Annotated in this window: 12 protein-coding genes and 1 pseudogene; 6 read left to right on the top strand and 7 right to left on the bottom strand. The window is 42.2% G+C overall.

Translation table 11 applies throughout. From position 1 onward, the window contains the following. Positions 1-189: 189 nt before the first annotated feature. Positions 190-837, bottom strand: a complete 648-nt coding sequence (locus R7070_RS23885; protein WP_014386820.1) for a hypothetical protein — start codon at positions 835-837, stop codon at positions 190-192. A 341-nt stretch (positions 838-1,178) separates the two neighbouring features. Here R7070_RS23885 and R7070_RS23880 point away from each other — a divergent pair, with 341 nt between their 5' ends. Then, positions 1,179-2,072: a DNA replication terminus site-binding protein gene (locus tag R7070_RS23880; RefSeq protein ID WP_046225205.1), complete on the top strand. Its 894-nt coding sequence runs from the start codon at positions 1,179-1,181 to the stop codon at positions 2,070-2,072. A gap of 67 nt (positions 2,073-2,139) precedes the next feature. Here the strand turns inward: R7070_RS23880 and R7070_RS23875 are convergent, their stop codons facing one another. Both R7070_RS23875 and R7070_RS23870 read right to left on the bottom strand, forming a co-directional pair. Next, positions 2,140-3,222 (bottom strand): hypothetical protein, encoded by a 1,083-nt coding sequence (locus tag R7070_RS23875; protein WP_032073039.1) that lies wholly within the window; start codon positions 3,220-3,222, stop codon positions 2,140-2,142. A 385-nt stretch (positions 3,223-3,607) separates the two neighbouring features. Then, positions 3,608-4,423 (bottom strand): hypothetical protein, encoded by an 816-nt coding sequence (locus R7070_RS23870; protein WP_032073040.1) that lies wholly within the window; start codon positions 4,421-4,423, stop codon positions 3,608-3,610. 350 nt (positions 4,424-4,773) lie between these two features. On the opposite strand from R7070_RS23870, the gene R7070_RS23865 reads away from it, so the two are divergent. The 5 genes from R7070_RS23865 to arr all read left to right on the top strand — a co-directional run bounded on the left by R7070_RS23865 (position 4,774) and on the right by arr (position 9,347). Then, the gene (locus R7070_RS23865) at positions 4,774-5,577 is read left to right on the top strand and encodes a Calx-beta domain-containing protein (RefSeq protein ID WP_101905900.1); all 804 of its coding nucleotides are present in this window, start codon (positions 4,774-4,776) and stop codon (positions 5,575-5,577) included. Positions 5,578-5,893: 316 nt separating this feature from the next. After that, positions 5,894-6,100 carry a hypothetical protein gene (locus R7070_RS23860; RefSeq protein ID WP_077202320.1) on the top strand — a complete coding sequence of 69 codons (207 nt, stop codon included), beginning with the start codon at positions 5,894-5,896 and terminating at the stop codon, positions 6,098-6,100. A 530-nt stretch (positions 6,101-6,630) separates the two neighbouring features. After that, positions 6,631-7,461 (top strand): tyrosine-type recombinase/integrase, encoded by an 831-nt coding sequence (locus R7070_RS23855; protein ID WP_077202319.1) that lies wholly within the window; start codon positions 6,631-6,633, stop codon positions 7,459-7,461. 3 nt (positions 7,462-7,464) lie between these two features. Beyond that, on the top strand, positions 7,465-8,541 hold the full coding sequence (locus R7070_RS23850) for an IS91 family transposase (protein WP_077202318.1): 1,077 nt from the start codon (positions 7,465-7,467) through the stop codon (positions 8,539-8,541). Positions 8,542-8,915: 374 nt separating this feature from the next. Continuing rightward, a complete protein-coding gene (gene arr, locus R7070_RS23845; RefSeq protein ID WP_077202317.1) occupies positions 8,916-9,347 on the top strand; it encodes an NAD(+)--rifampin ADP-ribosyltransferase in 432 nt (143 codons plus the stop codon). Between the two features lie 350 nt (positions 9,348-9,697). On the opposite strand, the gene R7070_RS23840 is transcribed toward arr, so the two are convergent. From R7070_RS23840 to R7070_RS23825, 4 genes and pseudogenes are all read right to left on the bottom strand, one after another. Next, positions 9,698-10,339, bottom strand: a complete 642-nt coding sequence (locus R7070_RS23840) for a recombinase family protein (RefSeq protein ID WP_012774862.1) — start codon at positions 10,337-10,339, stop codon at positions 9,698-9,700. Positions 10,340-10,346: 7 nt separating this feature from the next. Then, positions 10,347-11,069 carry a hypothetical protein gene (locus R7070_RS23835; protein WP_101905901.1) on the bottom strand — a complete coding sequence of 241 codons (723 nt, stop codon included), beginning with the start codon at positions 11,067-11,069 and terminating at the stop codon, positions 10,347-10,349. Between the two features lie 70 nt (positions 11,070-11,139). Continuing rightward, positions 11,140-11,478 (bottom strand): helix-turn-helix domain-containing protein, encoded by a 339-nt coding sequence (locus R7070_RS23830; RefSeq protein WP_012774864.1) that lies wholly within the window; start codon positions 11,476-11,478, stop codon positions 11,140-11,142. Positions 11,479-11,524: 46 nt separating this feature from the next. Next, a pseudogene (locus R7070_RS23825) lies at positions 11,525-11,692 on the bottom strand (JAB domain-containing protein); the annotation flags it as partial. Positions 11,693-11,766 lie beyond the last annotated feature (74 nt).

Here is an 11,766-nt window from a genome sequence, read left to right as displayed (position 1 = left end):
TTAAGCTGTTGAGTCGTTTTAAGTGTAATTCGGGGCAGAATTGGTAAAGAGAGTCGTGTAAAATATCGAGTTCGCACATTTTGTTGTCTGATTATTGATTTTTGGCGAAACCATTTGATCATATGACAAGATGTGTATCTACCTTAACTTAATGATTTTGATAAAAATCATTAGGGGATTCATCAGTGCTTAACCTGCTTTATCTAGATAGGTTAAAGGTTGAGGCTCAAGGATATACACTAAGCCTTTGGGCGCACGGCTGAGTACATCAACAGCATTAATACTCAACCTTTTAACCTTCACCTCAAGGTTACTTAGAAGATTAATAATCTGAATCAACGCTGCCTTACACATAGTACGATCAACATCTTCAAGCACTAAAACGCTTTGCTCCAACGTTTCTTTACCGTTGTTATGAATCTTCTCCATTATCCACTTCATCGCAATCGCTCCAGTGCCGGAGCATGGCTCATAGAAAGAAAGTTCTTGATTGTGATGGTCACTAGGCGATCCTACGAGTGCTGCGAGTAAACGCCCCAGCTCTGGTGGAGTAGGAAAGAAGTTTTGTCCTTGTTTGTAGTAACCACACTCGGAGAAAAACATGCCGAGAACGTCAATACCAGGATAGTTTCTCATGGCCGCACTCAAGATATGCGATAATTCGATAGCCGTAGGTTCCAGTTCTTTTGGCATTTTTGATGATGGAGGGTACAGCCCGGTCTGCTGATATGCCCAGTGGTCGATAAATGTATAAACAAACTCGGCAACACCCATACGATATCTAGCCGCCTCTATTACCTGAACTGCCTTGCGGATTTCGCTATGCACTTGCGACATTCATTCTCCCCTCTGTTTAACTCAACTCACAGTATCATAATATAATCCCATAAACATAGCAATTTAGACCATCATGCAATACCGGATACAGCTCCAATCCCCTCCACCACCGAGAAAACTGAAAGTACACCCCCCCCCTAACCACCTTGCTAGACCTCTCTTTTTTTCTCTCTTTTTCTCTATTTATCTCTCTCTTTCTAAATTCGGGGGCGAGCCCCGGCTCAACAAAGCCGAAGGAGGAGCGTTAGCGACGACCGAGGCTTATACCCCACTTTGCATGATGGTCTAAAAACGGCTAAAATGTAATCAATGATCCGTCAGAACAACGCAAGGAATAAATGATGAGCCAGATAAAAACGCTCTTTGACGACGTGACATTTAATCTGTCTCGTCTGAACAAACTACTAACGAGCACTATGCCAAGCATGGCGATAGTGAGCCGGATACCTCCAGTACATAAAGGCAATGAGCATGAGGTAATAAAACTCATCATGCCCGAGCACCATTCCGGCATGGCCGCTATGAAGCTGGCGGGTGAAGGCTACGTGGATCTGCACATCAAACACCCCTACTCACAGAAATCTGCCAGACGTTATGTTGGCGTGATCCACCTGCTGCCCTCTAATCCCAACAGCGCTGAGATTGTTCAGTTGGTACATAGCATCAACCAAAGCAAGGCCGACATCGAGGAGTTGGTGATCACTGAAAACGAAACCCGGCAAGCACGGTTCAAGGCAATCCATGACAACTGCCCCGGCGTCATGACAAAACATCTCTACAGACAAATCCACTGCCTAGTCGATGCGGACGTCAAATCAGTGAAGTTCAGTTGGCAGAGAAAAGATGCTTTGCACCAACCGGACAAAGCAGTACTAATAAGCCAAATGATCAAAGAACTGGAGCGAGCCAACCCTGAGAACGAGTTGCCCCTGACCCAGCTCATCAAGAAAGTCGCCAGCGCCCCTGATATGACACTGAGAATTCGTCGGGATGTTAAAGTACAGCCAGCGGCCAATGTGGTAAAACTCTCTGGGCAGAAAACCATGACTGCTCCGTTGCCGATCATCGTGGTACAAGATGAACCCTTCAAGGCTGGACAGATCGCTTCGTTTGTGGCCGCAGTGGAGAGAAAGCAACGCTCGGACAAACAAAGCTCAACTATCCTTGGCACGTTCGCTGGCCGACAAATAGAGCAGATAGCTCCCAAAAAGTTAAATAAAGAAGATTCAACGTAAAACGAAGACAGAAGAAATTGATATCAGTTGTTCGGTTAAACCGAACAACTGATGCTTTTAAGGATTGTTAGATGTTGTCGTCAATAGCCCAATACGATGAGCCGCTTGGCATTGCTGGAGATTGTTCAAGATGCTCAATTCCCATATCTTTAGCAACATACTGAGCTACATCATGAGACACGTGACCATCATCCAAGTCCGAAGCTATCATTGCTTGTGAGTAAACAAAAAAGGGAGGATGTTCCTTAAAATCACGTTGCCTCATCCAGGCTTGCACTGAGCGAGAAAAATATCCCCACAATTTGTTTTTATATAAAGCAGCTTGGTCAGCGATAGTTGGATTAGGATCGTTCAATTGAACGGATTTGGCCTTTTCAAACATTTCATAAGTAAACAAAGGTCTCCCGAAATACTCACTAGCAGAAGACAATAGAGTACAGAACTGATGATGTAGAACTCTATCCTCAGCCAAGTTTGGCACGTAATTCAAACCACACTTGTCGCAAATAACAGCATGACCTAAACCATCGTATTCAGGCGGCATCATTTCGACAACTGTATTGGACTGAACGCTCCTCAATTCATTCAAATATTTTTCAGTGACAAAAGTACCTGAATCAGAATCCTTTGGAAGGTGAAAATACTTAACCTCAGGGTCATAGTACCAATAACCTCCGCGTCCATTAGTGTAGCGTTTGCCTGTTATAACCACTGTGTACACAGTCATTGAACCTGCTGTGATGCTGGGGTTTTCCGAGTATGCTTTTCTTCTCCTCTCACAAAGCTCGGCGGATAATTCGTTTGACATAACTCGTACTGAGTCAAAAAGATTAATATCCAATATTTCAACTATATAGGATGTTGCCGCGTCAGGATTCGCATCAACCGGAGCTCGTTTTAAAAAAGGCACAGGAAGATCTAAGTCATAAGCGATAGGTGGTCGCTCAGTTAAAGCTTGATCTGTATTTTCAGAAAGCCCAGCCCCAGCCCAGTGGTTCCAATTTTTATAACCCTGAGCCTTAGCTAGTGCATGAAGGAGTTTGATTGGTTTCAGCGAAACATTAAAATCATCTTTCAATGTTGATGACAGTTTTCTTGCGAGATATTCAGCGTTTGATTTCGAGCCAAACGATATCGTGGTAGTTTTCATATTAAAGCAACTCCAAATTAACGGGGTATCTATGAAAGGTTGCCCTGATTACCTGCCAAGCCCCCAGTTAAATGAATCTGCATTAACACGGTTAGACATTTGCAAAGATAAAATCACCTGTTTCACAGGGCGGTCTAGTCAAAAGACTGGTCAAGGACTTGAGCATATTTCAGCGCGAAATCGTAATGACCCCAGAATGATAGCAAGTACATATCAAATGACACACTGTAGAACTGCCCGTTGAGGGCAATCAGGCAGAGAACTGATACATTCACACACATAAATTTGGTTCCCTCATAGATGAGGGAACCAAAATCCATCTGTTCAAAATCCAACCATCCGGAATTTCCGGATGGTTGGTAATTACGCAATTTGATAGTGGAGCCTATCCAAAGAGAGGTCTGTAAACACCAGCCAATACAGGGATGTTTCCTTCAATAGAACTTAAAAATTCCATAAGCTCATCTCGATCCATTACCTTATGATTGCCTTCACTATCAAAGTAAGCGAATTGCTCCACGGGAGAAAAATAGTGAAAGCCAATGCTGTGCTCCAGTTCCTCATTAAAAAAAGCACCAATGGCATTATCGAGACGGTAGTAAAGTGTATTAAGACGAGGGTTATCATAGACCCCAAAATAATCAAGCTGAGATTGTTTTTTCAGTTCATAAGAATCAGGTTCACGCTTTAATTGCGATAAAATGGATAACTTTGCTCGCTCCGCGATCTCTTCGTGAGTCATCATAAAACGCTTGGCAACAACAAATGAATGGATCACACCTCCATAGTTTTCGATATGGAAGTCGTACTCGTCATCCGGCCTCATATGCTCGATAGCTTTTTCTAGTGTAGACAGCACCTTACTACCACATAAATAAGCTATTTCGCTATCGTTAGCTCTAACTTCATCAATACAAGACGCATCTAAGAACTGAATTGGAGTGCGCTCCTCATGAGAAACAAAGAATTCATCATCCCCATTATCACCTGATAAATACATGAGATCAGATTTGGAGCTAAATGCAGAGCCACACCAGTGATTCCAGTTTTTATACCCGAGACATTTAGCCGTGGCGTGAAGCAGTTTTATTGGTTTGAGCGAGATGCTATGGTCTTGTTTCAAAACTGAGGAAAGGTTATCAGCAAATGAATTTGCAGCCTCTTTAGAGGCAAAAGTTACGTCATTAGATAGGTTTTTCATGTCAACTCCAATAGAGCGAGTTTATAGGATGCCCTGATTACCTAACATCGCTCCGGTTTACACGAAACATATTGGTTTAGATAAAAACACCTTTTTCACAGGGCGGTCTAGTCGAAGGACTGGTCAGAGATTTGAGCATCTTTCAGCGCGAAACCAAATTGACGATTAGATTTTCCTTTTCGTTACTCCATTTTTCCACTCCCAAACTGCCCAAAATGGACCATTACACGAAGTCTCTAACCTTTGCGACGTATTTGCCCAAAATGGGCTGATACAGAGTCATAATCTATGCACCTACCCTATTAGACTGGAAACCTCAAACAGGTCTAATTAAAGAGGGCAATACATTAATGAAACGTTCAGCATTGGCAATTGCTTTGATTGCAGCATTAAGCGGATGTGGTTCCGGTGGAGAAGATGGAGGAAGTAGTTCCAATACAAACACCAACCCAGGAACAAAATCTGGCTCTATTAAAATTGATAACATCTCGATAAAAGAAGGAAATTCAGGTAACAGTGATGCCAAAGTGCGTGTTACTCGTAGCGGTGGTAAAGATGGTGTAATTAAAGGTAAATACCGAACTACCCCTGGAACTGCATTATCAGATCAAGATTACCTGGAAACTGTTGGAGAATTTGAGCTTCAAGATGGCGTTACTCGGGTTGATTTGATCATCCCTATCATTGGTGATGTAAAGGATGAATATGATGAAACATTCTCCGTTCAAATTTTCGATGTTTCTGGTGCCTCCAGCATAGAGAGAGATACTGCTACCGTAACAATCACCAATGATGACTCCTCTCCAGAAATATCATTTACCTCAGAAATCAGAACCACATCAGAAGGAAGTGGTCGCGTTAAAATTCCGCTACAACTAAACACTTCATCAGGAAAAGATGTAAGCGTCAGTTACGAACTCAGTGGATTAGCTATTAACGGCCAAGATTATAGTGTCATCAGTGACAGCACTATTGTTTTCCCGGCTGGAACTACTGAGCAGTTTCTTGAGTTAAATATTGTTCAAGATGACGTTCCCGAAGGCGGTGAAACAATAAAAATTAAACTTACCGAGGCTAACAATGCCACACTCAGCAAACAGTTTGAGACCAGTGTTATTGTCGGTGGACAACAAAGTTTGAAACTCGAACAATAAAGATTAGAACTATGACAATAAAGTACGAAACTTTTCGGTGCCATTTGTCGTAGTTTGCCTTCTTCTCTGAGACGATTTTGCCCCATTCCTTCTCTGCGCGAAAGTCTACTCACAATTTGTGATTGTACGTTTGCCTTACTTGTAGTTATTCGAGGAAGTGTCGAAGTAAGCTTTTTAAAAATCATACGTCATTTTGCAATCTAATACCGATAACATCTCATTAAACTATTGATTATTAATTGAACTGTGATTGAAAAGGCTGCATGATAGGACTATGAAAAGCCGTATAAAATGCGTTATATGCGAAGGAGGATATATGACAAAGGAAGTTGCCGATAAGTGCTATATCGCATTAGGCATTGCTGCTGGAGATAGTATCTATCAGTACTTTTTCCGTACTGAAGAACCGTTTAATTTCTACAAGCCAATATTTATGTTCATAGTCGTTTTCCTTATTCTCATTACATTAAGCTTTGGCTTGAGGTTACTTAAACGGCTCATTTCTGCTCCTAAACGTGTTTAGAACGCAGTAAACCTTCATAAGAATAATTTGGTCAACAGGCTGTTGACTAAATTCAGGACAGCTCATTTGTGAAGCAAATTGTTTCGCAATTGACCAACAGGCTGCTGGACAAATCCCACTGCCCAATTTTGCAAGAGGCTCTTACAAAAAAACGAGTCAACACATTTATGCCCCAAAACAAGTCTAGTCGAGCGTCGCAAATGAGCGATCAGCGGACGGTGAAAAATGTTCAGCTGATACCGTTTTTATATCCAAAATCAACAAACTTCCCCCATATTCAGGTAAATGAGCAATTTGCGCATTTTTGTCCTTAGACCACGTCATTAACTTTCAAATATTTTCATAGCTAGCAAAAGGTTAGCTAATTTGATAAAAACGTATGAACCAGAAAAGTGAGCTATTACGTGGTAGAAATATGCGCGATTTGCACACTATTAAATTGTTGAACTAAGCCGCTGCGCGGAGTCGCAAACATCCCAATCAACGACCACACTTACCTTGAGATTTAACCCATTAATCTGGAGGTAACAATGAACTCTCTCATTGAACAAGTCGCCACTGAAATTGAACTCATGGGCTATTCACAACGAACTCGCGAGACCTACTGTGGTTGCTTACAGCGCATTGAGAACTATTTCAGTAAATCCTTAGCGCAAGTCACGGATGCGGAATTGAATCACTATTTTAATGAGCCTGAGGTGCGCCGATTAACCCGAGCGAGCCAATTGGTGCAAATTAATAGTGTCCTCTTCTTATTCAAACACATACTCCACCGGCCGTTGCAATTAGCCATCACTTTACCCAAGCAACGGCATAAGCCACCCCAATATTTAAGCCGACAAGATATCCACTTACTGATTCACCATTGCCAAGATTTACGTTTAAAAACCATGATAATGCTCAGTTATGGCTGTGGATTACGCTTAAATGAATTAACCCACCTCAAAGTGGCACAGATTGATGGGCAACGTAAAACGGCCTTTATTGAACACGGCAAGGGCAACCAGTCTCGTTATGTGGTGATTCCTGAGACGGTATTGCATCAACTCCACGTGTACTGGCAAGCCTATCACCCCAAAGAGTGGCTGTTCTATTCTCGCTGGTTAGCCTCCCAACCTCTCAGTAGCTCCACCTATACGAAGGCACTGAAAAAAATCGCCGCACAGCTTGGGCTTAAGGATAAAGTGAACGCGCATCAGTTACGCCATGCCTATGCCACGCATCAATTAGAGGCAGGGATGCCGTTGCATCAATTACAGCACCAGCTTGGGCATCGCAGCATTAAAACGACCGAGTGCTATCTGCATTGGTTGCCAGAGCTTGGGCATGGGGGCGTTGATTTACTAGCCAACTTGCAGTAACGCATGCCACCGCTTCATCTGGCGGATATTCTCAGCCAAGGATTACCGCATTACCAACAACAGCACCGATTAACCCGTCAACAATATCAAGTGTGTGCACATATCTTGGCGTGTAGAACAGGACAACTCGGTTATCAACAGTGGCGTTGTGACCAGTGTGGTCATGAGGAGCAATTTAGTTGTAGTTGCAGAGACCGGCATTGTCCTCGCTGCCAAGGACAAGCCACGCAAGCTTGGATTGCCAAACAAGCGATGTCACTGCTACCTTGCCCTTACTTTCACTTAGTGTTTACCTTACCGCATGAACTTAACCTAATCGCACACTATGCACCTAACGTGCTTTATCACTGTTTATTTAAGAGCCTTTGGCAAACACTCATGACATTCGCTGCCCATCGTCATCAGGGTCAACTCGGCATGACTTGTGTGTTGCATACTTGGGGGCAAAACCTCAGCCAACATATTCATGTGCATTGTTTAATCCCCGCAGGTAGCCTCAATCGACAATCGCAGTGGCAACCTATCACTAAAGGTTATCTCTATCCTGTTAAGGCTTTATCCACTGTGTTTCGAGGTAAAATGATAGCGGCACTCAAGGCACAATCCATAGCGCTACCGTCATTACCCGCCACTTGGTGCGTGTACAGCAAAGCCTGTGTCTACCCACATCAACTCTTGCACTATCTTGCACGTTATACCCGCAAAGGTGCCTTATCTGAATCACGATTAGTGAACTATAACGCCAGTCGTGTGCGCTTTCGTTACAAGGATTATCGTGACAACAATAAAACCAAATTCATGACCTTAAGTATGGATGAGTTCATTCGGCGCTATTTACAACATGTCCTGCCTAAAGGCTTTATGCGTATTCGCCATTATGGCTTTTTAGCCAATGCTTGTCGTAACAAGCGCATCCCCCTCATTCGAGCACAGTGCCGTGATTTAACCGATAAAATCGCCATGGATAACGTGGAAACCAAACTGCATTGGGTTTGCTCGCACTGCCATCAAGGGCAATTGATATTCGTCGCTATCGTGCTCCCCTTAACGCAACAGATAAGAGGATTGGATTCAAGTTAAACAATGATGACGTCAAACCATTTACGCAAATATTAGACTGAATGCCGCCTGATAGACTGGCGCTTGCGTGTGTAAAAAATACACTTGCAATTAACCAGAAAAGTAACGTAAATTAAGACCATTAATCGACTGAACGACAGTGACAATGGAATGCAATGATGAAGATAAATCGGATAACGTCATCAATCATCCTCAGGCTTAAAAAAGCAAATTCCATTAGCATAAATGATTCCAATACAGTGATTCACAAGTCGCCGTCCGTTCAACAAATGATTTATTTACACTCATGTGTAAATAAATACTAAAACGTTAGATTTCATGTTAGCTATAATTTCGCAATATTTAGTATAAAAACCATAACTAGGAAAAAAGATATGACTGAGAATGCCCAAAAAAATGCAAAACCTTTTTCTCAAACGTTTTTTCATGGAACCAAAGCAGATCTTAAATTGGGAGATCTTATAGAAACAGGGTTTAATTCAAATTTTGGACAAAATAATAAGGCTAAGTATATATTTTTGACAGCTACACTAGATGCTGCCATTTGGGGAGCAGAGCTTGCCCTAGGTAATGGTCGCGAAAGAATTTATTTGGTTGAGCCAACAGGTCCAATTGAAAATGATCCTGACCTAACGGATAGAAAGTTCCCAGGGAATCCAACTATGTCATATCGTTCAATCCATTCATTTAAAGTTGTAGGTGAAGTATCAAGCTGGCAGGGTCATTCAATAGAGCAAGTTAAAGCAATGAAAGATGGTTTAAATAAACTACATGAACAGGGCATTAACTCTTTAAATGAAATCTAACAAGTCGGTGCACATGACTGCTAACACGTCACTCGGTTTGCTCTGCCTTCGGCAGTTTAGCAAACTCTTCGTGCCTTAGTTTGCGCAGCATGTGACCTAGGCGTTAACAACGTCCGCAAATGGCACAGAGCCGTTGGTCGGCTCTAACTCATTTCTGTCCAAAAGCGAGTTTCAAACTTTGTTGTCACACTTTCGTTGGATAGCCACATTGATTGAATCTAAGTGTCGATCTTTATTGTCAGTATTGGGTTCTTTTAGCCACGATAGTAACGCACTTCGGAAATAGAAAAGTTTCAAACTTTAATGTCCTCCGACATTAAAGAGTTGGTTGCAGCAAAAGAAAAAGGCCGCTAGATAGTGGCCCTTTTTTCAAGTTTTTTTTTGTACTCAGCCCATATACGCTTAACCTGGCTTGTACTACACCCAGCAAGCCGAGCAGTTTCCTCAATAGTGTGATTTGGACGTAAAGAAAGGATAAGTTCATGTTGTTTGTGATTAGCCTTTCTTCCCTGGTACTTACCTTTTTTCTTTGCAAGCTCAATACCTTGCTTTTGCTTCTCTCGTCGGTCCTCGTAATCATCCCTAGCCATTTGCAAAGCCAATTTTAGTAATAGTTCCTGGACTGACTCCAATACAACTTTGGTAACACCACTGGCGCCAGAAACTAATTCTGTGAGGTCTACAACGCCAGGGACAGAAAGCATTGCGCCTTTGACACGAATTGAATCAATCAGCTTTTCAGCTTCCGGTAAAGGCAGGCGACTAATGCGATCTATTTTTTCAGCTATGACCACTTCACCAGGTTGCAAGTCGTCAATCATACGAAGTAATTCAGGGCGGTCTGAACGCGCTCCTGACGCTTTTTCTCGATAAACCCCAGCGACATAGTAACCAGCCGATTTAGCGCCCTCGATGATTTGTTCTTGGCGTTCTAAATCTTGTGATTCGGTACTAACTCGCAAATAGACCCTGGCTACTTTGTTAATTGTCATCATATATTCAAAATACCGATTTAATGTTTTTTCGACGTTTACGCGCTTCAACCTCTCTATTAAAGGTTTCCAATGTTTCTATTAGGTGCGCGTATCGTGTTTCTACATTTGAATACTCACTACTTTTAGTTAGTTCGAGAAGGTTTGCTACTGCGTCTTTAATTGGCACTTTGGCTACCCAAGAATCTTTCTCAAACGAAAACTCCCACGCTTGATTGAGGTATTCCTCAAAAGACCTTTGAGCCTTTTCGCGCATAGTCCAAATATGACGCTGCCTAAGCGTATGATCACTGTCCAGGTAGTGATTCTCGATATTATCGTTAATGTTTAACTCCCAAGATTCGGGAATGTTACGCATACGTGTAAAGTGCGCCGCAGTCACCCATAGACAAAACTGCTCTTTGGTGAAAATATCACTGTCTGAGTTCAGAGATTCCAAGACCTGAGTAGCGTATTTACTGCATTGGGATTTCATGTGCGCCAGTTCTTGAGCCTTGCGCTTTTCAATGCGAGCTTTCTTCTCTTTGATATGTGCAAATTTATGCTTGGCTTGACTCAAAGCTTGTGCCGCAACTTTCATAGCTTCGATTTCTTCTGGCTCAAACAGTTCTGTTGCTAATGGGTTCTCGATAACTTCTTTAAGCAAGCCGTTAGAAAGTTTTGTCAGTGCCGTTTGCTTTTTTCGAGCACGCTCAGAAGTCCAGTATTTAGTAAATTCCATATCAGACATTACTTTTCCTCTCTGATTTATTCTTATTGAAAGTCTCAAAAACTGTGATTATACCTACTTGTACTGTCCACTATCGAACTTGCTTAATATCATCTTCGGGACTTGCTAAATTCGCAGCATATAGCATTCTGCGCCATGCGTTCGCATCAATTTCTCGGTGTTCTTTTTTATCGCTTGCAGTTTCCCATTTACGAACAATAGAACAACCTTTGGGACTTACCGTCTTACCAAGAAAATAGCCAAGTTTTGCTTGAGACAAACCAAGATAAACTCGCAGCCATTTTATTTGCTCTGGTGTCGGTGAAAGATAATCAGGATCACTCAAAGGCAAAGTGCATTGAGAGTTCATTAGATCATCTAGCGTCATTTGCGGTTCAAAGCCGCTGTATAGTGTTTTATCTTCACTCATATTAACAAACCCTTAGAGCGCGACACAGTGTGCCGCGCAGTCATAACTAAATTATCCCATGCTCAGAGAACGCATAAGTTTCTTCAACACTGACCACGATGTGATCCAAAGTACGAACATCAACCAACTCCAAAGCGTCTTTTATTCTTCGTGTAATACGACGATCAGAACTAGATGGGGTTGCAACACCTGACGGATGATTGTGCGCCAACAAGAATTAATTTTTGTATTTATGAATCCTGAGAGAAGCCAGTAATCTCAATGGATTCACAACTTCCTCCACAAAAA

Source organism: Vibrio sp. 1557, from assembly GCF_033340175.1.
Taxonomy (GTDB): domain Bacteria; phylum Pseudomonadota; class Gammaproteobacteria; order Enterobacterales; family Vibrionaceae; genus Vibrio; species Vibrio alginolyticus.
This window is presented reverse-complemented; position numbering and strand designations above follow the sequence as displayed.